Consider the following 22,236-nt stretch of genomic DNA (forward strand, 5'->3'; position numbering starts at 1 on the left):
CGCCCTGCCCACTCGGCCGGTCTCAGGTTGTCAGCAGCGCTTGCAGGCGCCGTGCCTCCTGCAGCAGCCGGGTGCTGCCCTTGCGCGCGGCCACCTCGGCCAAGCCGGGGATCTCGCCGCGCGGGCCCGTCTCTCCGGTCATCAGTGAGGCCAGCTCCAGCAGGTCGGGCAGCCCGCGCGGGGCGGCCGGCAGCAGCACCGGCAGAGCCGCGGTGAGAACCTGCCAGACCGTCGCCGACAGCCCGGCCCGGTGCATGTCGGCCAGCGACGTCGCGGCACGGTTCAGCTTGATCAGGCCCCGCGCGCCGAGCTCGCCCAGGTCACGCCCGACGGCGACGCCGAGGCCGTCGGTCCCGCGGGCGGCCAGCGTCAGGAACGCGTCGATCGCCGCTACCCGGTCGCGTTCATTCTGCGCGGTCAGCGCGTATGCCACGGCCAGCGACAACGCCGGGCCGAACGGGCCGCCGGCCTCGGCCAGCAACGGCAGCGAGAAGCCGAAGCCGGTGTAGCCCTCGTCGGCCAGCGAGGCCAGGCGGGGCACGGACCAGGCCGTGCACACCTCACGATGGTGGGGCATGGCCGCGATCAGCACGTCCGGGTATCTCCCGAAGTATCCGCCGACGTCGCTCATCTCCTGTAAACGGGTCAGAGTCACCAGCTGGTCCTCGACGGACAGCACGCCGGGGCGGGCCGGGGCCAGGGTGACCACCATGCGGCGCTCCACGAGGCGGCCCTCGTCCAGACGCTGCTCGAACACGCCGGCCACCGGGTCGGGAAGGCCGCCGCGGGCCAGCCAGCCGGCCAGCCGCCGCCCGGCGGGCGAGGTCAGCCCCTCGGCCACCGACGGGCTCGTGCCACGCGGCAGCCGCAGCAACGCCTGCTCGAAGTCGAGCGGCCAGGGCGTCCAGCCCTCGGCCTCGGCCCGGCGCAGCCGCTCGACGAGCACCGGGGCGTCGAGGTTGCCATTGACGTGGGTCGGCGTCGCCACCAGCATCGGCACCGGCGCCTCGCGCAGCAGGGCGGCCACCTCGACGATGCGCAACGTCTGCAGTCGATCGGGCGGGCCGTCGAGCCGCGGCGTGCCGTCGCCGCCGCGGGCCAGGGCCCGGATCGCGGCGACCGGCTGCTGCCACGGCCCGTGGCCGACATCTCTGGTCGCGTCCCCACCGGTCAGCGCCCGGATCACCGCTGCGAGCGCGTGCTCCCGGGGTTGATGCAGGTGGCTGTTGAAATTCACCGGGTGCCGCTCGAGCAGCGCCCCGATCGGCGTCAGGTCGTCCGCGGAGCGCAGCGCGATCACGCCGGCCAGGATCCGCTCCCACCGCACGGCCGTCTGCCGCCGCAGTACCTCCTGCATCTCCGTGGCCAGCTCGGCCACGCTGCCGATCGGCTCCGGCATCAGGGCCGGGCCGGGCGGCAGCGGCAGCCTCGCGTCGGCGGCCGGTGCGGCCACCGGCTCCGGTTCCGCGGCGCCGGCCAGGCGGGCCGCTCGGGCCGGCAGGTCGCCGCCGAGACCGGTGGCCACCTCGGCCAGCCATGACAGATCGAGACCCGGCGCGTGCTTCGCGATCAGCGTGAGGGCGCGTTCCTGCACGTCGAGGGCCGGATGGTCGAACGCCGCGGCGATCGTCTCGAGGACCTCGGGGACCCGGCCGGGCTCGCGCAGGGCGATCCTGTCGAGCCAGGCGAGCTGGGTCTTGACGAGCGTCTTCTCCTTGCGGACCAGCGTGGGCCGGCTGACGTCGAGCAGGGTGTCGACCTCGAGTCGACCGGCGTCGTCGATCGCCAGCAGGGCCCGTTGGGCGATCCCGGCGACGGCGGAGGGTGCACCCGGCAGCAATTGCGCGTAGTCCAGCGTGTGGGCGGCCTGCTCGTCGAGCGTGGGGGCCAGCTCGTCGTGCAGCAGGGCGAACGGCCGCAGCCAGGCCGCGCGGTCGCCCCGCACCAGGCGGTCGACGGCGGCGGCCAGGATCGTTTTGCGGTCGAGCCGGCCCTCGGTCACGAGTTGGGCGACCGCGGACGGAAAGGTCGGCTTCTCGGCCGATTCATCGTGGAAAGTCAGCGTCAGGTACGCGCCGAGCCCGTCGAACTCGAACACCCCCGGCAGCAGGACGTCCAGATAGGGGCTCGCGCGCAGGCGGTCGACGAAGTGCGTGCTCCAGCGCCGATCCCCGTATTGGAGGGTGATGATCCAGCCGCCGGCGATCCCTTCGGTGACCGGCGGAGCCGTGCCCGACTCGGCGAACAGCGCCGCGACAAAGGACCAGCCGCCCTCGTAGGCGTCCACCGGCCGGAGCCGGGCGGCCAGCCGGTCGGCCAGGTCGCCGAGCCAGGGCAGCTCACGGGCCCGGATCACGCGCAACGCGTGCGGCACCGGGATCCGGCCCCACCTGTCGCGCAGGCCGCGCCGGTTGAACAGAGCGGCGGCCCGGGCCGCGGAGGGCATCGTGCCCAGCGCCACCAGGGCCAGCGGACCGCTCGGGCCGCCGCGGTCGACCCACCACTCCTCCGGCCGCATCGTCTTGACGTGGGCCTCCAGGTCGCGGGCCAGGGCCAGGCGTTCCGGTTCGGTGGCCGCGACCAGCAGCGCGGCGACCACCTCGGGGTCGGCCTCTTCTCGCAGCGATTCCCAGGTCAGGCTCATGCGGTGATCACCGCCTGCAGTCTGCGGGCTTCCTTGAGCATGCGGCTGCCTCCCTTGCGTGCGGCCAGTTCGACGAGCCCCGAAATCTCGTCGTGGGCGCCGACGGCCGGGGCGACCAGCGACGCGAGCTCCAGCAGATCGGGCAACCCGCGCGGTGCGGCCGCCAGCAGGGGTGGCAGGGCGGCGGCGAGCACCTCCCACACCGCGGCCGAGGCCCCGGCCCGATGCGCGTCGGCCAGCGGCAGCACCGCCCGGTTCAGCTTCACCAGGCCGAGCGCCCCGAGCTCGCCGAGGTCGCCCCCGACCGCCACGCCGAACCCGCTGGTCCCGCGCGCGGCCAGGGTCAGGAAGGCGTCGACCGCCGCGGCCCGGTCGAGCTCGTGCCGCGCGCCGAGCGAATAGGCCACGGCCAGCGACATGGCGGGGCCGAACGGGCCGTCGTTCTCGGCCAGCAGCGGCAGCACGACCTCGTCGCCCCGCTCCTCCTGGTCGGCCAGCCCGGGCAGCGCCCACGCGGCGACGATCTCACGGTGATGCGGGAGCGCCGTCGCCAACGTCACCGGCTCGGACACCTCGCTGTCGTAGCCCATCGTGGATCTGCGGGTCAGCATCACCACCTGGTCCTCGACGGCGAGCACACCGGTTCGGACCGGGTCGAGGGTGACCAGAACCCGCCCGATCCCGGGTGGTGGCCCGACATGCCAGGAGTAGGACCTCCCGGCGGGTTGCCGCACCCGCGAGCTCACCGGGTCGGGCAGGCCGCCACCGGCCAGCCACTCGGCCAGCCGCCGCCCGGCCGGCGAGGTCAGGCCCTCCGCGATCGCGGGGGCGGTGCCGCGCGGCAGCCGGAGCAGCGCCTGCTCGAAGTCGAGCGGCAGCGGCTCCCATTCCTCCGCCTCGGCCCGGCGCAGCCGCTCCACCAGCACCGCGGCGTCGAGGTTGCCGTTCACGTGGGTCGGCGTCGCCACCGGCACGACCGCGGATGCCTGATGGAGCCGCTCCGCCACCTCGGCGATGCGCAGGGCCAGCAGCCTGGTCGGGTCCCCGGTCAGATCGGGTGGTCGCAGGCCGTCGACGAGCCGTCGCCAGGCCCGGCCCGTCTCCCGCAGTTCGCTGGGGCCGCCGCGGAGGACACCGCGGATCGCCACGCCGAGCGCCGCGCGCCGTTCATTCCAGCCGTGCGGGCTCAGCGTCTCGCCCGCACGGTCGATCACGTGACGCAGCGGCGACAGGTCGCCGGCCCCGCGCAACGCCACCAGCCCGGCCAGCACCCGCTCCCAGCCGACGAGCGTCTCCTCGTGCAGCAGCGCGGTCACCTCCTCGGCCAGTTCGGTCACGCTGCCGATCGGCTCGGGCAGGGCCGCCGGCGGGGACGGCGGTGGCAGAGACGCCGGGACAGGGGAGACGACCGGGGCGGGGGCGCCGGACAGTCGCGCGGCGCGGGCCGGCAGGTCGCCGCCGAGCCCGGCGGCCGCGTCGATCAGCCAGGACAGATCGAGCCCCCGGGCGTGCTTCTCGATCAGCGTCAGCGCGCGTTCCTGGATGTCGAGCGCCGGGTGATCGAACGCCGCCGCCACCGTCTCGAGGATGTCGCCGGTCCGGCCGGGCTCGCGCCGGGCGACCTTGTCGAGCCAGGTCAGCTGGGCCTTGGCGAGTGTCTTCTCCTTACGCACGAGCGTGGACCGGCTTACGTCGAGCAGCGTCTCGAGCTCGAGCCGGCCGGCGTCGTCGACCGCCCGCAGCGCCCGCTGGGCGGTGCCGGCGATCGCGGACGGCGCGGCCGGCAGCAGGTGCGCGTAGTCCGTCGCGTGACCGGCCTGCTCGTCGAGAGTCGGCGCCAGTTCGTCGTGCAGCAGGGCGAACGGTCGCAGGAAGGCCGGGCGGTCGCTGCGGACCAGCCGGTCGATGGTCGCGGCCAGGATCGTCGCGCGGTCGAGACGGCCCTCGGCGACGAGCTGGGCGACCGCGGCAGGGAAGGCGGGCCGGCCCGTCCAGACACCGGATTCCATGTCCCACACCGTGGTGCCGAGGTGGGCGCCGATCCCGTCGATCTCGAACACGGCGCGCAGCAGCGTGTCGAGATGCGGGGTCTCGCGCAGACGGTCGACGAAGGCCGTGCGCCGGTGGGAATCCTGCTGCTCGAGGGCGAGGAGCCAACCGCCGACGAAACCCTCGGTCATGGGCACTTCCGCGCCCGACTCGGTCAGCAGAGCCGCCGCGAACGACCAGCCGCCCTGCCAGGCGTCCTCCGGCCTGAGCCTGGCGACGAGACGGCCGGCCAGGTCGCCGAGCCAGGGCAGCTCGCGGGCGCGAACCACGCTCAGGGCGTGCGCAACCGGGATCCGGCCCCACTTCTCGCGCATGTCGCGCCGGTTGAGCAGGGCGGCCGCGCGGGCGGCGGTGGGCATCGTGCCCAGCACCGCGAGGCCCAGACCGCCGGCCGGGTCCTGGCGGGAATGCCACCAGTCCTCCGGCTCCATCGACTTGAGGAAAGCCTCGAGGTCGCGGGCGAGGGCGGCGCGTTCCGGCTCGGCCGCCGCGACCAGCAGGCCGGCGACCGCGTCGGGGCCGGCCCGGCCGATGTGGTCGCTGAGGGCTTCCCAGGTGAGGGTCATGCGCCGAGCACCGATCGCAGGCGCCGGGACTCCCGGAGCAGGCTGGTGCTCCCCGGACGCGCGGCCACCTCGGCCAGGCCGGGGATCTCGCCGCGGGCGCCGGTGGCCGCGGCGACCAGCGACGCGAGCTCGAGCAGGCCGGGCAGCCCACGCGGCGCGGCCGGCAACAGCGGCGGCAGAGCGGCGGCCACAACCTCCCACACCGCGGCCGAGGCCCCGCCCCGGTGCGCGTCGGCGAGCGACAGGACGGCCCGGCTGAGCTTGATCATGCCACCGGTGGTCAGGCGGGCCAGGTCGCGGCCGACTGAGGCGCCGAACCCGCCGGTCTCGACGCCGGCCTCGTCCACCGCGCTCGTTGCGCGGGCGGCCAGGGTCACGAAGGCGTCCACCGCCGCGGCTCGGTCGAGCTCGTGACGTGCGGCCAGCACGTAGGCCACGGCGAGAGACATCGCCGGGCCGAACGGGCCGTCGTTCTCGGCCAGCAACGGCAGCACCGTCGAGCCGGCGCGCTGGTCGCGGTCGGCCAGCGCGGCCAGGCCGGGCAGGGCCCACGCCGCGCACACCTCGCGGTGGTGCGGCAGCGTCGCGGCGAGCACGGTCGGGGCGGTCACCCAGACGTGCTCGGCGACCGTGGCCGAGCGGGACAGGGTCACCAGTTGCTCCTCGACAGTGAGCACACCGGCCCGGACCGGGTCGAGGTCGACCACGAGACGGCCGAACTCGGGTTGCTTGCCGTAGCGCCGCGGCCCTTGTCTCGGGGCCGCCTGTTCGTGCCGGGAGCTCACCGGGTCGGGCAGCCCACCGGCGGCGAGCCAGTCGGTCAGCCGCCGCCCGTCCGGCGAGGTCAGCCCCTCGGCGACCGCCGGGGTGGTGCCGCGCGGCAGCCGGAGCAGCGCCTGCTCGAGATCGAGCGGCAGCGGTTGCCACCCCTCGGCCTCGGCCCGCCGCAGTCGCTCGACCAGAATCGAGGGCTCGAGGCTGCCGTTCACGTGTGTCGGCGTCGCCATCAGCAGGGGCACCGGCGACTCCGACGCGACCTCGGCGATGCGCAGCGTCAGCAGCTTGGTGGGGGCGCCGCCCAGACCGGGCCGCAGCGAGCCGCGGACGGCGTGATCCCGCAGGGCGCTGAGCGTCTCGAGCCAGGTCCGGTCGGTTTCCAGCAGATGGCCGCGGGCGGGCTCGAGGATGCTCCGGATCAGCACGCCGAGCGCCGCCTGCCGCGGGTTGTGGAGGGAGTCGTCCTCGCGGTCGAGCAGGTGTCGCAACGGGGACAGGTCTTCGGCCGTCCGCAGCGTGACCAGCCCGGCCAGCACCCACTCCCAGCGCAGGGCCGTCGGATCCCGCAGGATCGCCGCCACCTCCTCGGCCAACTCGGCGACGCTGCCGATGGCCGGCGGCAGCAAAGCCGGGCCGGGCGGGGGAGCGAGCGCCGAACCGGGCAGCGGCGGACGACCAAGGCCGGTGGCCGGCGCCGGGGACAACCGGGCCGCGCGGGCAGGCAGATCACCACCGAGACCAGCCGCCGCCGAAGGCAGCCAAACCAGGTCGAGGCCCCGAGAGCGCTTTTCGACCAGCGCCAGCGCCCGCTCCTGAACATCGAGCGCCGGATGGTCGAAGGCCGCCCCCACCGTCTCGAGAATCTCGGCGACCCGGCCGGGCTCGCGCCGGGCGACCTTGTCGAGCCACGTCAGCTGGGTCTTGACGAGCGTCTTCTCCTTACGCACCAACGTGGGCCGGCTGACGTCAAGCAACGTGTCGAGCTCGAGCCGCCCGGCGTCGTCGACCGCCCGCAGCGCCCGCTGGGCGATCCCGGCGACCGCCGACGGTGCTCCCGGCAGCAGTTGTGCATAGTCGAGCGCGTGGGACGCCAGCTCGTCCACCGTCGGCGCCAGCATGTCGTGCAGCGCGCCGAACGGCCGCAGAAAACCCGGCCTGTCCCCGCGGACCAGCCGGTCGAGGGTTGCCGCGAGGACGACCTTGCGCTCGAGCCGGCCCTCCGCGGTGAGCCGGACGACGGCGTCGGCGAAGCCATCGCGCTTCCCGGGATCCCACGAGTTGACGGTCAGCTCGCCGCCGAGCCCGTCGATCTCGAAGACCGCGGGCAGCAACAAGTCGAGATGCGGGTCGTCGCGGAGCCGGCCGGAGTGGACCACGTTGAACACCCAGCTGCGGACCACGGCTTCCGACACCGGCGGCGCCGTCTCCGATTCGAGCAGCAGGGCCGACAGGAGCGGCCAGCTCTCGTTGTATGCGTCTGAGGGGTTGAGCTTCGCGGCGAGCCGCCCGGCCAGATCGCCCAGCCACGGCAGCTCGCGGGCCCGCACGACGCGCAGAGCGAGCGGGACCGGGATGTGCCGCCACTGGTCGCGCATGGTGCGCCGCCCGAGTATCGCGGCCGTCCGGGCCGCGCTCGGCATCGTGCCCAGGGCGGCCAGCCCGTAGGCCCCGAAAGTGCCGGGCTGGACCCGCCACCACTCGTCACCCTTGAGCGCCTTGAACCGGGCCTCGAACTCTTTGCCGAACGCCAGCCGTTCCGGCTCGCCGGCCTCGACCAGCAGGGTCGTCAGGCCCTCCAGCCCGCCGCGCCACGGCTTGTAACGAAGGGCGTCCCACGTGAGTTTCATGCCGGCACCTCGGCCCGGACCATGCGGACGGCGAGGGTGTGCTTGCAGGGCCCGCGTTCGCCGCGATGCTTGGCCCACCACGGGCACGTGCAGGATTCGCCGTCGCGGACGTGATACGTGTTTTCGCCGCTGCGGACCACGCCGTCGGGGCTCGCCGCGCCCGACTCGGCCAGGGCCCGCGCCGCGACCAGGCGCGGGTTCATCTTGGCCGCGCCCTCCACCGTGTAGGGCAGGGTGCGGTGGAAATAGCCCGCCTCGGCCACGTCGAAGCCGACCCGCCCGGCCGTGCCGAGCTGGGTCAGCGCGTCGCGCACCCGGCCCGCGTCAAGCCCGGAGGCGACGGCCAGCGCGTCGACGTCGATCGTCGGGTCCCACGAGAGCAGCGCGCTGATCAGCTCGGCGTCGTCGGCGGCCTCGTCGGCGGCGAGCGCCTCGAGCACCGCGCCCTCGCCCGAGAACCCGCGATAGGGCTCGGGCGACAGGGTCAGCGACAGCCGCAGGGCGGGGCTGCTCAGCTCCCAGGTGCTGGCCACCGGGCCGGACCCGGCCGTGACCGCCGGGCCGTAGACCCGCAACGTCGTCGCCCACCGCAGGAAGGGTTTGAGCGCGACGAGACGGCCGGCGCCCGGCAGGCAGATGGCCCCGGGCCCGGGACGCGAGGTGACCCGCAGCGTGCGCCCGGCCGGGACCGCCCACATCACCGAGCGGTCGCCCGCGCTCATCCGCTGGAGCAGGGCCCGCGCGTCGGCCACCCCGAGCTCGGCCCGCGGGTCGAAACGGGACGTGAGCACCTGCGCCTCGGCGAAGCCGCGCAGCCAGCGGGAGGGCAGCGGCACCTTGCGCTCGACGACCGGGCCGTCGAACGTCGTGACGGTCAGCTCGTCGGGGCCGACGGCCAGATGCATCGGGTCGGCCCGGCCGACGCGGGACAGGGCGCGCTGCAGCGGCACGTTGACGTCGACGTTGGTGGTGCCGTGGGCGACGATCTCGCCGTCGATGCCGGCGGGCAGCACGTCGAGCCGGGCGTAGACTCCGCAGCAGCCGGAGAACGACTCGAACCGCAGCCGGTCGGAGCCGGCCGTCACCACCGGGTCGAGGGTGGCCGGGTCGAGCGGGCGGTAATAACGGCTGCGCGCGACCTCGGCCACCGCGAGCAGACCCGACGCCGTGGCGGCCGGGCTCGCCAGGAAACCGGTGAAGAACCGCGGATGCGCCGCCGGGCCACCCGAGGTCTGCAAGGTGAGATCACCCTGGGCGAGAGCCGAGGATCCGAGGTATGCGTACGCCGCTGCGCTGACCATGCCGGAGAACCTAGAGGACCCCTACGACAGTTTTCCATCGCCTAGGATCGGGCCCGTGGTGGCGTACATCTCGGGGACTTTGCTCTTCCTGATCGGCATCTGCCTGTCGCTCGCGTGGCACGAGGCGGGGCACATGCTCGCCGCCCGCGCGTTCGGGATGAAGGTGCGGCGGTTCTTCGTGGGGCGGGGCCCGACGGTGTTCTCGTTCCGGCGCGGCGAGACCGAATACGGGTTGAAGGCGTTGCCGATCGGCGGGTTCTGCGACATCGCCGGCCTGACCTCGCTCGACGAGCTCACCCCGGATGAACAACCGCGCGCGATGTGGCGCTACCCGACGTGGAAGCGCACGACGGTCATGCTGGCCGGCCCGGTCATGCACGTGATCCTGGCCGGGGCGATCCTCTACGCGATGGCGCTCACCGTGGGCCTGCCCAACCTGCGGCCGGTCACCGAGCCGGTCGTCGCGAGCACGTCCTGCGTCGGCGCGGTCTGCCCGGCGGCCGAGGCCGGTCTGCGGGAGGGCGACCGGATCGAGTCGGTCGGCGGCACACCCACCCCGCGCTGGGCCGACGTGCTGACCACCGTACGGGCGGCTGACGGCCCGACCGCGCTGGTCGTGCGGCGCGGCGGTGAGACGCTGACCTTGACCGTCGACATCGCACAGGGCCGGATGGGCGCCTCACCGCAGCCGCCACCGGCCTATGTGGAGGGTGGGCTGCCCGAGACGGTAGCGTTCACCGGCGACCTCCTCAAGAGCAGCATCAGCCAGCTCGCGGCTTTCCCCGAGCGGATCCCGGCCGTGATCAAGGCGATCGGTGGCGAACGTGAGGCGGACACCCCGATCAGCATGGTCGGCGCGAGCCGGCTCGGGGGAGAGGCGGTCGAGCGCGGCCTGTGGGCCACCTTCGTGCTGCTGCTGGTCAGCCTCAACCTGTTCCTGGCCGTGTTCAACCTGCTGCCGCTGCTCCCGCTCGACGGCGGTCACATCGCCGTGGTGTGGTTCGAGCGCGTCCGCGACTTCGTCCGCCGCCTGCGCGGCCGGCCGGCCGGTGGCCCGGTCGACTTCACCAGGCTTTTCCCGGCCACGATGGTGCTGATAGTCATCGGCGGGGCGGTGATGGCGTTGACCATCACCGCCGACATCGTCAATCCGATTCGCCTGCAGTAGGGGAGCCAGTAGGAGGGGATTCGGTGGAGGAAGGGTGGAACATCCGTTCCTCGTCCAATGCGGAGGTCTGCACCACCAGCACGTCACAAACGGCATTTCGTACGACCCCGGCCGGCACCGAGCCGAGCAGCGCGCCCTGGCTGGCCCCCAGCCCGCGGTTGCCGACGACGATCAGGTTGGCCGGGTTGTTGCCGACCGTGTCGAGCAGCGCCTGGGCCGGATCGCCGCGCACCAGCAGCTGCTCGATGTAGCGGGCCCGCTCCCGGGTCAGCCCCGTGACCGACTTGCTCAGAGCCTCCCGGGCCACCTCGACGCCGCTGATGTCGCGGTGCAGGCCGGGCGCGCTGGCGGCGGGCTCGTCGGAGGCGTCGCGATAGGCGGTGACGACCACGAGACGGGCCTGGGCCGCCTGCGCCACCTCGGCCGCGCGATCCACCGCGTACAGGGAAGTGGGTGTGCCGTCGGAACCGACAACGACGCGATCGTAGACCGTGATGCTGCGCCGGCCACCGAGCGGGACGATCGGGGACTCGTCGGCCTCGTCGGGCGGGTTGACCCACAGCATGGCCACCGCGCCGATGCCCAGCAGCACCCCGGCCAGGATGATCGCGTTGCTGCCCTTGCCGTCCAGCCAGTGCTCGTAGATCCAGCCGAACGTGACCGTCTGCACCAGCATCGGCACCACGATCATCATGTTCAGGATGCCCATGTAGACGCCGGTGCGCTTGGCCGGCACCATGCTGGCGACCATCAGGTAGGGCACGCCGACCGCGCTCGCCCAGAAGATGCCGACGCCGATCATCGGGACCAGCGCGACGTACTGGTTGTCGATGTGCGCGAGCCAGACCAGGGCCAGCGCGGCCAGGCCGAGGGCGAGGGCGTGCACCCGCTTGGCCCCGATCCGCTGGGCGAAGCCGACCAGGAACAAGGCCGAGACCATGGTGACGAAGTTGTAGGCGCCGTTCTGCAGGCCGCTCCACGCGATCGCGTCGTCCCAGGCCGGGCCGCCCTGCTCGGGGTTGGCGTTGAAGACCGTCTCGCCCAGGCTCACCGCCAGGAACTGCCAGTAGATGAACATGGCATACCACTGGAAGGCGAACACCACGCCGATCTTGTGCATGGCCACGGGCATCGAGCGCACGGCATCCGCGATTTCCCGTACGGCGGGTCCGAGTCCCCGCGGCGCGTTGGCCATCTCCTCGAGCTCGTCCTCCGAGGGCTTCAATTCCCTCGTACGGGCCATGGCCGTGAGGACCGTGAGCAGGATGCAGACGGTGCCGATCATGAAGCACGCGAACATCCAGTAGGGAACTCCGTTGCCCGCCTCGGTCTGCAGGGCCTCGACCTTCTGCAGCGCGAACAGCGACACGTTGGCCAGCACGGCCCCGGCGCCGGTGAACATGCTCTGGGTCAGGAAGCCGCGCGCCAGTTGTGACTTGGGCAGCCGGTCCGAGATGAACGCCCGGTACGGCTCCATCGAGGTGTTGTTGCCCGCGTCGAGCAGCCAGAAGCAGATCACGCCGAGCCAGAGCACGCCGACGAACGGGAACAGGAACAGGATGATCGCGCACAGGATCGAGCCGGCCACGATGAACGGTCGCCGCCGGCCGAACCGGGGATGCCAGGTGCGGTCGCTGATCGCGCCGATCAGGGGCTGGATGATCAGACCGGTGACCGGCCCGGCCAGGTTGAGGATCGGCAGCTGTTCCGGGTTCGCGCCGATCAGCAGGAACAGCGGGTTCACCGCGGACTGGGTGAGCCCGAAGCTGAACTGGACCCCGAAGAAGCCGAGGTTCATCATCAGCAGCGCGGGCCCGGTCATCAGCGGTTTGTGCTCGGCCGCCCCGGGTCCCGTCGTCACTGTGTCCGACGTCGTGGTGGTCATGGGCGAACCCCCTTCGACCGTGATCTAGATCACACTTGCCTCGACGCTAAACCGATCCGACCGGCCTCGCAAGCAGAGATGTCGATACATGCAGCTGACTGCCGTTTCCCGGCCGCGGCGTTGCCGGGCGTACGGCGCCGGGCCTGTAATGGGCGCATGAGCACATGGACGACGATCGTTGTCGGCGTCGATGGGTCACCCGGCAGTCGCAAGGCCCTGACCTGGGCCGCGGCCGAGGCGGCGGACCACGGCGCCGACCTGCTCGTGCTGAACGTGTGGGAGCACACGCTGCTGCCACCGGCGGGCGGGCCCAGCGTTTCCGAGCACGCGGTGGCCGAGCCGAGTCAGGCCACCACCGAGGAGCTGCTCCAGGTGATCAAGGAGGAGCTCGGGGAGGATCCGCCGGTGCCCGTGCAGGCGCAGGTCCGGCAGGGCCGCCCGGCGAAGATCCTGATCGACGAGTCGGCGGGCAAGGACCTGCTCGTGGTCGGGCATCGCGGGCACGGCGGCTTCGCGGGACTGGTGCTCGGCTCGGTCAGCCAGCACGTCGCCGCGTACGCGAAATGCCCTGTGACTGTCGTGCGTTAGCGCGGATCCCGTACGGCTCCGAGGAACACGATCGTGCCGGTCTCCCGGTCCGAGATCGTGAACTGGAACGGGCGGTCGGCGCGGAACACGGCCGGGTTCACCTGGGCCGAGGTCGCCATGACTCCGCCCGTGACCCCGGCCGCCTCGGTGCCCTTCTCGTCGACCCGGATGTACGTCTTGTGATAGACCAGCTCGAGCCACCGGCCGTCGGGTGACATCGGCCGGAAGTTCGCCGTGCCCGCGTCGAACGCGCTTTTCAGGCCCAATTTCTGCAACGGCTCGTTGAGTTCGGCCTGCCAGCGCAGCTCGAACTTCGGCAGCGCGATGTCCTCGAACTCACGCGGGGCGAGGGCGCTGCTCAGGGACTGCCAATCGGCGGCGCCGGCCGTCTCGCCGCCCTCGGACAGGATGATTTCCATGCCGTAGCGCCCCTTCTCGCCGTACGGGAGACGCAACATGCGAAAGCCGTCGCGCTCGGCATAGTCGTAGCTGCCACCCGGGTGATGCATCGTCGGCACGGTGACCGGCCCGGCCGGAGTGGTGAACCTCTCGTCGCGCGTGATCGAGAACTCGTTCTGCCACTTCCCGAGGAAATACACCGCATTGAGCAGTACGAGCACCGCCTGCGCGCTGGGCAGGCCGAGCTCGCGCGCGATGCCCGTGATCCGGCCGCCGGTGTTCTCGTCGACCCAGTCGTCGATCTTCTTGGCCGTGTCCGCCGAGCCCAGGTCGGCCTGCTCGACGGTGGCACCGAAGCTGCGCTTGACGAAATCGGTGTAATCGTCGGTGAGCGGGCCGTCGTTGTAGAGCGCGTCGGACACCGACAACGTCACATCCTCGGTGTCGGCCAGCTCACGGAGCAGCGCCCCGACCCGCTCGTCCTGACCCTCGCGCAGGCCCAGCACCCGGGCCAGCTCGGCCGCGGTGTCCCCGTCGGCGCCGGCCGACACCATGGCCAGCAGCACGGCGACCGACAGGGGCGAGGTGACCGTGTTCGTCTCTTTCCGATCGACCTCGCGGAACAGGTCGAAGCCGAACTTGTTGACGGCGCGGGCCACCGGGGCCGCGTCGGCCGCGACCAGCTCGACCTTGATCCGCGCGGCGTCACCGGGCGGGCCGGAGCTCCCGCAGGCGGCGGTGAGGAGCATTGCGCAGGCGACCGCGACGGCGGCACGAAGTCGGAACACGCTGCTTGGACGCGTGCCGGCGGCCCCCGGTTCCGGCCCGAAATGCGGGGCTTGAGGCTTCTCCCATCGATGAGAACAAGCTCACCATCGGCCCTTCGGGTTTGGCCGTACGGGTCGTCGCGTGGTTACCGTCGGCCCAGTCCCGCAGTCGCGGGCACCCCGGGCGGAACGCCGAATCCTGCCGCCGCCCGTGCGGAAACGAACCCAAGGCATGGAGCGGGGGACCCACAAGTTCCTCGGCGCCGCTGTGCGCCTTTGGGGTGAAGCCGCGTGATGCGGCCGGGCAGCCCAGCCCGAACCCGACAGCTCACCTCGTAGGCGTGGAGGTAGCTCTTTCATGGCACAGATCGCAAAGAAGACCCGTGTCGCGCTCGGCCTGACGGTGGCGGGCGTAGCGGGCGCGGTGGGCCTGCTCGGTCCCGCGTCGCCGGCCCAGGCCGCGAGCGTGAACTGGGACGCCATCGCCAAGTGCGAGTCCGGCGGCAACTGGAGCATCAACACCGGCAACGGCTACTACGGTGGCCTGCAGTTCAGCCGGAGCACCTGGAAGGCGTACGGGGGAACGAAGTTCGCCTCGACCGCGAACAAGGCCACCAAGGCCGAGCAGATCAAGATCGCCGAGAAGGTGCTGAAGGGGCAGGGCATCGGCGCCTGGCCCACCTGCGGCAAGAAGGGCGGCACCCCGGCCAAGCCGGTCGCGAAGAAGCCGGCCGCGCCCGCTTCGGGTAAGCACTACGTCGTGCGCTCCGGCGACACGCTGGCCTCCATCGCGGCCAAGCAGCACGTCAAGGGCGGCTGGAAGGCCCTCTACAAGCTCAACAAGTCGGTGCTCAAGAGCCCCAGCCTGATCTTCCCCGGTCAGCGGCTCGCGCTCTGATCGTCGGTGCTGTCCATCCCTCGTGCTACCCATGAGGGATGGACAGCGCTCTCGTTCTCGGGGCCGGCGGCATCACCGGCATCGCCTGGCACCTCGGCGTGCTCATCGGCCTGCGCTCGGAGGGCGTCGACCTGACCACTGCCGACCTGCTCGTCGGCACGTCGGCCGGCTCGGTCACGGGCACCCTGATCGCCACCGGCGCCGACCTGGCCGAGGCGCGCCACATCGAAGCCGGGCTGGGCGCCACCGACCCGCCGTTCCGGCCCGACTGGGAGCGTGGCACCCAGGCCTACGCCCTGCTGCACGACGAGGCCCGCGACCCGGCGTCGATCCGGGCCGGCGTGGGCGAACTGGCCGTGGCGGCCGAGGTGGTCGACGAGGAGTCCTATGTGGCCGCCCTGGCCCGCCGCCTCCCCGTGCACGACTGGCCCGCGCGCCCGCTGCTGATCACGGCCGTGAACACCGCGGGCGGCGATCCGGTGGTGTGGGACCGCACGTCGGGTGTGCCGTTGGACCGCGCCGTGGCGGCCAGCTGCGCCGTCCCTTGTGTCTTCCCGCCGGTGACCGTCAACGGCGGGCGCTACATGGACGGCGGGGTCCGGTCGGGCACCAACGCCGATCTTGCCGCGGGCGCGTCGCGCGTGATCGTCATGGCACCCCTGGCCCCCGTACGCATCCACGGGGCGCCCGCGGGGGAGATCGAGGGGCTACGGCAGCGCTCGAAGGTCGCCCTGATCGCCCCGGACGAGGAGACGCTGGCCGTGCTGGGGCCGAACCCGATGGACTCGACGCGCTGGGAACCGGTGATCGAGGCCGGGATCGCCCAGGGCCGCCGCCTGGCCCCCGAAGCCGCCACCGTCTGGCACAGCTGACCCCAGTCCTCAGCCCCGGCCCGCCGCAGCGCCCCCACCCAGGGCGGTTTCAGCCGGTCGTTGCAACACGGTCGGTGTCGAGGAGTTTAGTCAGGCGTTCAGCGGGAGTGTCCCAGCCCAAGGTCATGCGTGGGCGGCGCTTCATTTGCGCGGCGACGGCGGTGAGGTGTTCGGGGCTGTGCGGGTTGCCGAAGTAGACGGGCATGTCCGCAGCGAGGCTGAACTTGTGGTGTAACGCCATTTCGGCGCCTTGGTCCCAGGTCAACGACCGTCGCAGATGCTGGGGCAGGGTGGCGACGGTGGCCAGCAGGGCGTCGCCGACTTGTTCGGCGGTAGTGGGTGCTGCGTTCGACCAGGGTGCCGATCGCGGATTTGTGGTCCTTACCGACGATCAGGTCGCCTTCCCAATGCCCGGGGACCGCGCGGTCGTCGGCTTCGGCCGGGCGTTCGCTGATCATCACCATGGGTGAGGCAAACCGTTGCCGGCGCTGGCCGGGTTGGCGTTGGGGCCGGCGCACGGCCCGGCCGGTGCGTAACGCGACGGCCAGTTCACGGCGCAGACCGCCGCGGCCTGGACATAGATGGCCTGGTAGCTCGTCTCGTGGGACACGTGCCACTCACTTCGGTCGGGATAATGCCGACGCAGCCGGAAGCTGATCTGCTGCGGGCTGAGCCGGTCACCGAGCATCGCCTGCACCGCATCGCGTAACACCGGACAGGCGGCCAGTTTGCGGGATTTCGGTCGTGGGATGCCGGGCCTTCTTTGCCGTCCGTGACCCTGATGCCGCCACTCATACCCGGTCCGGCGATCCACCCCGACCCGCCGACACGCCTCAGATGTACTCACACCCGCAGCCACAAGATCCAAATACGCCTGCCGCTGCACCGTCTTGGCCTCACCCGGCAACGACATCCTGGCCTGATCCTCGAACACCTGACAAACCCCTCGAACAAAATCAGGTGTTGCAACGATCGCTTGAACCCAAGCAGGGTGGGGACCCTATCGTGTCGCGCCTCGAGGCGGCTCGCTCTGTCCACAGGAGTGGCGGCTCCGGATCGGGCCCTCACAAGTTATCCACAGACCCGCACGCCACGTCCCACTCCGTGGACACGGTGGCCTCTGCCCGTTTTCGCCCTCTGAGCTGCCCCGGGACAAGCTGGACATCGACCGAACTAAATGGAAACTTAAGCTTTACACGTGTTTTCTCCCCGCCGGGCCCCGCGAAGTGTGAGGATCTCTCACATAGACAGACGTGGATGTCTGTATTCGTGGGGAGGAAACACGTGAGAATTGCTGTCGCGCTGGCCGGCGCCATCGCCCTGGCCAGCGGAGGCCTGGTGGCCACCGCCACAACCGCGTCCGCCGCGCCGGTCACCCCCGGCTCGTCGCTGATCGACCAGGCCGGATCGGCGATCAAGAAGTCGGCCAAGGACCGTTACGCGGTCTACAGCAACAAGAACGGGATCGTCCGCTACACCCGCACGTACGACGGTCTGCGCGTCTACGGCGGCGACCTGGTCATCCGTACGAAGGCCGGGAAGTTCGCCGGTGCGTCGGCCGGCCTGGCCAAGCCGCTCAGCCTCGGCACCAAGCCGTCGGTCACCGCCGCCAGTGCCGGCGCGACCGCCAAGTCGCAGTTCAAGGGCACGATCACTAAGGCCGGCACGCCGGAGCTGTTCATCGACGCCAGCAACGGCGTCGGCACGCTCTCGTGGGAGACGGTCATCACCGGCTGGCAGCCCGACGGGCAGACGCCGTCGCGCTTCCACGTCATCTCGGACGCGCTGACCGGCAAGGTCGTCGGCTCGTACGACGAGATCGAGAACATCGCGGGTACCGGCAACAGCGTCTACTCGGGCCAAGTCGCGATCGAATCGACGCCGGCCGGGGAATCGTTCAACCTCGTCGACCCCGTACGGGGTAATGGCTCCACCTGCGACATGAACAACCGCACGTCGGGCACCTGCACCACGTTCACCGACGCCGACAACACCTGGGGCACGGGCGCACCCTCCGACCGGCAGTCGGCCGCCGTGGACGCGCACTTCGGGGCCGCGGTCACGTTCGACTACTTCAAGAACGTGCACGGCCGCAACGGCATCTTCGGCGACGGGCGCGGGGTTCCCTCCCGGGTGCACTACGGCAACGCGTACGTGAACGCCTTCTGGGACGGCGCCCAGATGACCTACGGCGACGGCACGGGCAACGCCAAGCCGCTGGTCGCGCTGGACGTGGCCGGGCACGAGATGTCGCACGGCGTCACCGAGAACGTGGTGCCGGGCGGGCTGACCTACTCGGGTGAGTCGGGCGGCCTGAACGAGGCCACCAGCGACATCTTCGGCAGCATGGTCGAGTTCTACGCCGGCAGCACCGAGGACGCCGGCGACTACGACATCGGCGAGAAGATCGACATCAACGGCAACGGCTCGCCGCTGCGCTACATGTACAACCCGACGCTCGACGGGCGCTCCCACGGCTGCTGGTCGACCTCCACGCGCAGCGTCGACGTGCACTACTCCTCCGGCGTGGCCAACCACTTCTTCTTCAACCTGGCCGAGGGCTCGGGCGCGACCCCGTACGGGACCTCGCCGGTCTGCGGCGGCGCCGACGCGGTGACCGGCATCGGCAAGGAGAAGGCCGAGAAGATCTGGTTCCGGGCGCTCGACGCGTACTTCGTCTCGAACACCGGCTACGTGAACACGACGACGCCGGGCAACACCGCCCGCGCCTACTCGCTCGCCGCCGCCACCGACCTCTACGGCCTGTGCAGCGCCGAGTACAAGGCCGTGCAGACCGCCTGGACCTCGGTCAACGTGGCCGGCAACGACGAGGAGTGCTTCGACGGCAACGCCTTCGCGCTCACCCTGTCCGCGGAGAACGCCTCGGTCGGTCCCGGCGAGTCCACGACCGTCACCGCGAACACCGCGCTGGTCAACGGCGAGGCCGAGGAGATCACCTTCACCGCCGGCGCCACCCCGGCCGGCGTGACCGTCACGTTCGAGCCGGCCACCGTCACGGCGGGGGAGTCCACCACTGTCACGGTCAGCGCCGCTCCCGACGCCGGCCGCACCAGCGGGCAGGTCACCATCACCGCGACCGCGGCCTCGCTGACCCGCTCGAAGGCGCTCACCGTCAAGGTCGGCAGCGTCGCGGCCTGCACCGTCACCAACGCCACGGCCGTGCCGATCCCTGACCTGACCACGATCACCAGCGAGGTCGAGCTGGGCCAGTGCGCGGCCACCCCGTCCACGGCCAGCTCGGTCGACGTCAAGATCCAGCACACCTACATCGGTGACCTGGTGGTCAGCCTGATCGCGCCCGACGGCACGGCGTACGTGCTGCACAACCGGGCCGGCGGCGGCACCGACAACATCGACCAGAGCTACCCGGTCGACCTGTCCGCCGAGACCGCCAACGGCAAGTGGACCCTGCGCGTGCAGGACGCCGCCCGCGCCGACACCGGCACCCTGACGAGCTGGACCCTCTCCGTCTGACCTGTCCCACCTGACGGCGCTCGTCCTCCCGGACGGGCGCCGTCCTGCATCCATTGACATTCGCCGATGCAATGTTAACGTAAACATTCCCATCGGGCTGGAGGTCGTCATGGTCACTCGCAGGACAGTTCTCGGTGCGGCGGGCGCAGGCGTCGTCGGCGGCGCGCTCCTCGGTGACGCGGCTCGGGCCGACGCCACGATCACGGTCGACCCCGCCGCCGACTACGGCGCCTGGCAAGGCTGGGGCACGTCGCTCGCCTGGTGGGCCAACGTCTTCGGCGACCGCGACGACTTCGCCGACCTTTACTTCACCACCAGGACGGTCACCTACAACGGCTTAGCCCTGCCCGGCCTGGGCCTGACCATCGCCCGCTACAACCTGGGCGCCAGCAGCTGGAACGACGTGGCCGGCGAGCGCATGGTCGCCTCGCCCAACATCCCGCGGTTCAAGCAGATCGAGGGCTTCTGGCAGGACTGGCGCACCGCCGAAGCCGCCTGGAACTGGAACGCCGACGTCAAGCAGCGCGCGGCCCTGGTCAAGGCGGCCCAGCGCGGCGCGATCACCGAGCTGTTCGCCAACTCCCCGATGTGGTGGATGTGCCTCAACCACAACCCGTCCGGGGCGGCCGACGGCGGCCTCAACCTGCAATCGTGGAACCACACCCAGCACGCCACCCACCTCGCGACTGTCGCCCGGCGGGCCCGCGACAACTGGGGCGTCAACTTCCGCAGCGTGGACCCGTTCAACGAGCCGTCCTCGAACTGGTGGCGCGCCGACGGCACGCAGGAGGGCTGCTACATCGGCGCCTCCACCCAGCGCAGCGTCCTGGCCCAGCTCCGGTCTGAGCTCAACCGCCAGGGCCTGACCGGCGTCACGATCTCCGCCTCCGACGAGACCAGCTACGACGTCGCCCGCAGCACCTTCGCCAGCTTCGACTCGGCCACCCGCGCCCTGATCGGCCAGGTCAACGTGCACGGCTATCAGGGCTCGGGCGGCCGCCGCGACCTGCTCTTCAACGACGTGCGGGCGGCCGGCAAGGTGCTCTGGAACTCCGAGACCGGCGACGGCGACGGCACCGGGCTGACCCTGGCCGCCAACCTCTGCCTGGACTGGCGCTGGCTGCACCCGACGGCCTGGGTCTATTGGCAGGTCATGGATCCCAGCGCCGGGTGGGGCCTGATCCGCTACGACGGCGGCACGCTGACCGCCGGGCCGGTCGAGACCAAGCTGTACGTGCTGGCCCAGTTCACCAGGCACATCCGGCCCGGCATGCGCATCATCGACACCGGCGCGGGTTACGCGGCCGCCGCCTACGACCCCGGCGCGCGCCGGCTGATCGTCGTCGCCGTCAACACGGGCGCCGCCCAGACGCTCACCTTCGACCTGTCCCGCTTCGGTCAGGCCGCCGGCCCGGTCACTCGCTGGACCACCGTGCCCGCCGCCTCCGACCGTTACACCTCCCGCTCCGACCTGCAGGTCACCAGCAAAACCGTCCGCGTGCCCTTCCCCGCCGCCTCCGTCCAGACGATCCAGATCGACGGCGTGACCGCTTAGAGCAGACGACGAATCTCCCCGTACGTCCGGTAGAAGCCGCCGCGGGAGGCCTCGCGCACCCCGGTCACGACGTAACGGCTGCCGCGCTCGCGGATGCCCTTGGGGAACTGCACCTGCCAGTCGCGGTGATAGCCGGAGCTGACCACCCGGATGCGCAGGCGCCCACCCTCCTCGACGCACTCGACGACCACGCCGCCGTCGACGTCGTGGATGACCTCGACCGTGGTCGACGGCGCGACGGCGGGCATGCGCGGCGGCGCCTTGACGTCGATCGGCTCGGGAATCGTGCCCGTCACCGCCGACTGGATCGCCGCCTCGCTCGCGTCGATGCACGCCAGCGCGCCGCTGGTGGTGACGATGTAGAGCCGCTCGTCGCGATACTGCATCGAATACGCCGAGCCGCAGCCCGTGCCCAGCTTCCACAGCCGGGTGCCGTTGACGTCGAAGCAGTAGATCGACGAGCTGCTGTCACCGGCGAACACATACCGCCCGTCCTTCGAGGTGGCGCACGAATAGACGGGAGCGTCGCAGCGATACGTCTGCCGGTGCGAGCCGTCCTTGCCCAGCTCGACCACCTGCCGGGTGGCCGTGCCGGCATACAGCGTGTCGCGCTCCTGCCATCCGAACAGCACCGCGCCCGTCGGGGTGTTCCACAATTCCTGCCCCGTACGCCAGTCGTAGCTGGTCACGCCGCGGGAGTGGCCGTGGTGCACGGCGTCGGCGTCGCAGCGGACCATCCACGCCGAGGTGCCCCGGCCCGGGCGGCGCCAGAGGAACTCGTCCTCGTGGTCGATCGTCGCGATGCCGCCGCCCGAGTCGGAGACGCCGAGCACGCCGTCGTGGATGTCGAGCCAGTAGATGTCGATCGACGGGTCGATGCGGTAGGCCAGCCGGGGCACCTTGCCCGACAGGTCGTAGACGTTGCCGTCGTCGCAGCCCGCGTAGATCCAGCCCTCGTCGGCGACGATGCACTTCACGCCGTCGGGCAGCCGGAACTGCTGCACCACCTCGGCGCCGTGGCTGAGCGTCGTGATCAGGCCGCTCTCGTTGCCGACCATGCACACGTCCTCGTCGACGAAGATGCCGAACGCGGGGCTGCCCGAGTCGTAGCGCCACAGGATCGGCGCGCGGGTCGCCGTCGAGCGGGTGCTGACGATCTGACGGCGGGAGACCGAGCGCTTCTGCCGGCCGCCCTGCACCGCCGGGGCGTACCCCTTGCGGACCTTTTCTCCGATCTTTTTCGACGCCTCGGCCTTGGCCTTGTCGTTGGTGGTGAACGACGACTGCTTGACCTGCCCCCGATCGCCGATGCGCCCGTAGCGGATCGTCAGGTCCACGCCGTCGACGGTCACCTCATAGAACTTGTGCGCGCTCCCGGAGTCTTCGGAGAGCTCGAGGTACGTCGTCTCGGCCGGCATTCGGGGC

At 71.6% G+C, this 22,236-nt stretch carries 13 protein-coding genes, 1 pseudogene and 1 riboswitch; of the genes and pseudogenes, 6 read left to right on the forward strand and 8 right to left on the reverse strand.

All coding sequences use genetic code 11. From position 1 onward, the window contains the following. Positions 1-22 precede the first annotated feature (22 nt). The 4 genes from JKJ07_RS27720 to JKJ07_RS27735 are packed head-to-tail and all read right to left on the reverse strand — an operon-like array spanning position 23 to position 9,184. Positions 23-2,644, reverse strand: a complete 2,622-nt coding sequence (locus tag JKJ07_RS27720; protein ID WP_202994744.1) for a DUF6493 family protein — start codon at positions 2,642-2,644, stop codon at positions 23-25. Further along, positions 2,641-5,259: a DUF6493 family protein gene (locus tag JKJ07_RS27725; RefSeq protein WP_202994745.1), complete on the reverse strand. Its 2,619-nt coding sequence runs from the start codon at positions 5,257-5,259 to the stop codon at positions 2,641-2,643. The genes JKJ07_RS27720 and JKJ07_RS27725 overlap by 4 nt, the downstream gene beginning before the upstream one ends. Then, positions 5,256-7,883: a DUF7824 domain-containing protein gene (locus tag JKJ07_RS27730; RefSeq protein ID WP_202994746.1), complete on the reverse strand. Its 2,628-nt coding sequence runs from the start codon at positions 7,881-7,883 to the stop codon at positions 5,256-5,258. Before JKJ07_RS27730 ends, JKJ07_RS27725 begins: the two co-directional genes overlap by 4 nt. Continuing rightward, positions 7,880-9,184 (reverse strand): DprA-like winged helix domain-containing protein, encoded by a 1,305-nt coding sequence (locus JKJ07_RS27735; RefSeq protein WP_202994747.1) that lies wholly within the window; start codon positions 9,182-9,184, stop codon positions 7,880-7,882. Before JKJ07_RS27735 ends, JKJ07_RS27730 begins: the two co-directional genes overlap by 4 nt. A gap of 58 nt (positions 9,185-9,242) precedes the next feature. Here JKJ07_RS27735 and JKJ07_RS27740 point away from each other — a divergent pair, with 58 nt between their 5' ends. Continuing rightward, positions 9,243-10,352 carry a M50 family metallopeptidase gene (locus tag JKJ07_RS27740; protein WP_202995134.1) on the forward strand — a complete coding sequence of 370 codons (1,110 nt, stop codon included), beginning with the start codon at positions 9,243-9,245 and terminating at the stop codon, positions 10,350-10,352. Here JKJ07_RS27740 and JKJ07_RS27745 read toward each other — a convergent pair. Then, the gene (locus JKJ07_RS27745; protein WP_202994748.1) at positions 10,330-12,237 is read right to left on the reverse strand and encodes an MFS transporter; all 1,908 of its coding nucleotides are present in this window, start codon (positions 12,235-12,237) and stop codon (positions 10,330-10,332) included. The two genes, JKJ07_RS27740 and JKJ07_RS27745, sit on opposite strands and share 23 nt — an antisense overlap. Before the next feature lie 156 nt (positions 12,238-12,393). Here JKJ07_RS27745 and JKJ07_RS27750 point away from each other — a divergent pair, with 156 nt between their 5' ends. After that, on the forward strand, positions 12,394-12,825 hold the full coding sequence (locus JKJ07_RS27750; protein ID WP_202994749.1) for a universal stress protein: 432 nt from the start codon (positions 12,394-12,396) through the stop codon (positions 12,823-12,825). Here the strand turns inward: JKJ07_RS27750 and JKJ07_RS27755 are convergent. Continuing rightward, complete coding sequence (locus JKJ07_RS27755; RefSeq protein WP_202994750.1) at positions 12,822-14,012, reverse strand: serpin family protein; 1,191 nt, start codon at positions 14,010-14,012, stop codon at positions 12,822-12,824. The two genes, JKJ07_RS27750 and JKJ07_RS27755, sit on opposite strands and share 4 nt — an antisense overlap. A 189-nt stretch (positions 14,013-14,201) precedes the next feature. Continuing rightward, a riboswitch (cyclic di-AMP (ydaO/yuaA leader) is annotated at positions 14,202-14,347 on the forward strand. Between the two features lie 2 nt (positions 14,348-14,349). Between JKJ07_RS27755 and JKJ07_RS27760 the strand changes: the two genes are divergently transcribed. Both JKJ07_RS27760 and JKJ07_RS27765 read left to right on the forward strand, forming a co-directional pair. Further along, positions 14,350-14,889 (forward strand): LysM peptidoglycan-binding domain-containing protein, encoded by a 540-nt coding sequence (locus JKJ07_RS27760; protein WP_202994751.1) that lies wholly within the window; start codon positions 14,350-14,352, stop codon positions 14,887-14,889. A gap of 38 nt (positions 14,890-14,927) precedes the next feature. Further along, complete coding sequence (locus JKJ07_RS27765) at positions 14,928-15,761, forward strand: patatin-like phospholipase family protein (protein WP_202994752.1); 834 nt, start codon at positions 14,928-14,930, stop codon at positions 15,759-15,761. Between the two features lie 49 nt (positions 15,762-15,810). Here JKJ07_RS27765 and JKJ07_RS27770 read toward each other — a convergent pair. After that, a pseudogene (locus JKJ07_RS27770) lies at positions 15,811-16,674 on the reverse strand (IS30 family transposase). 371 nt (positions 16,675-17,045) lie between these two features. Here JKJ07_RS27770 and JKJ07_RS27775 point away from each other — a divergent pair. Next, positions 17,046-19,256, forward strand: coding sequence for a M4 family metallopeptidase (locus JKJ07_RS27775; protein WP_307834438.1), 2,211 nt, complete (start codon positions 17,046-17,048; stop codon positions 19,254-19,256). Between the two features lie 109 nt (positions 19,257-19,365). Further along, on the forward strand, positions 19,366-20,811 hold the full coding sequence (locus JKJ07_RS27780; protein ID WP_202994754.1) for a glycoside hydrolase: 1,446 nt from the start codon (positions 19,366-19,368) through the stop codon (positions 20,809-20,811). Here JKJ07_RS27780 and JKJ07_RS27785 read toward each other — a convergent pair. Further along, the gene (locus JKJ07_RS27785; RefSeq protein ID WP_202994755.1) at positions 20,808-22,229 is read right to left on the reverse strand and encodes a WGR domain-containing protein; all 1,422 of its coding nucleotides are present in this window, start codon (positions 22,227-22,229) and stop codon (positions 20,808-20,810) included. The two genes, JKJ07_RS27780 and JKJ07_RS27785, sit on opposite strands and share 4 nt — an antisense overlap. Positions 22,230-22,236: the final 7 nt, after the last annotated feature.

It is taken from the genome of Paractinoplanes lichenicola (assembly GCF_016785085.1).
GTDB lineage: Bacteria > Actinomycetota > Actinomycetes > Mycobacteriales > Micromonosporaceae > Actinoplanes > Actinoplanes lichenicola.

Excerpts from the sequence above, each read along its gene's own strand:
- JKJ07_RS27720 (WP_202994744.1), bottom strand. The coding sequence starts at position 2,644 with ATGAGCCTGACCTGGGAATCGCTGCGAGAAGAGGCCGACCCCGAGGTG.
- JKJ07_RS27725 (WP_202994745.1), bottom strand. The coding sequence starts at position 5,259 with ATGACCCTCACCTGGGAAGCCCTCAGCGACCACATCGGCCGGGCCGGC.
- JKJ07_RS27730 (WP_202994746.1), bottom strand. The coding sequence starts at position 7,883 with ATGAAACTCACGTGGGACGCCCTTCGTTACAAGCCGTGGCGCGGCGGG.
- JKJ07_RS27735 (WP_202994747.1), bottom strand. The coding sequence starts at position 9,184 with ATGGTCAGCGCAGCGGCGTACGCATACCTCGGATCCTCGGCTCTCGCC.
- JKJ07_RS27745 (WP_202994748.1), bottom strand. The coding sequence starts at position 12,237 with ATGACCACCACGACGTCGGACACAGTGACGACGGGACCCGGGGCGGCC.
- JKJ07_RS27750 (WP_202994749.1), top strand. The coding sequence starts at position 12,394 with ATGAGCACATGGACGACGATCGTTGTCGGCGTCGATGGGTCACCCGGC.
- JKJ07_RS27760 (WP_202994751.1), top strand. The coding sequence starts at position 14,350 with ATGGCACAGATCGCAAAGAAGACCCGTGTCGCGCTCGGCCTGACGGTG.
- JKJ07_RS27765 (WP_202994752.1), top strand. The coding sequence starts at position 14,928 with ATGGACAGCGCTCTCGTTCTCGGGGCCGGCGGCATCACCGGCATCGCC.
- JKJ07_RS27780 (WP_202994754.1), top strand. The coding sequence starts at position 19,366 with ATGGTCACTCGCAGGACAGTTCTCGGTGCGGCGGGCGCAGGCGTCGTC.
- JKJ07_RS27785 (WP_202994755.1), bottom strand. The coding sequence starts at position 22,229 with ATGCCGGCCGAGACGACGTACCTCGAGCTCTCCGAAGACTCCGGGAGC.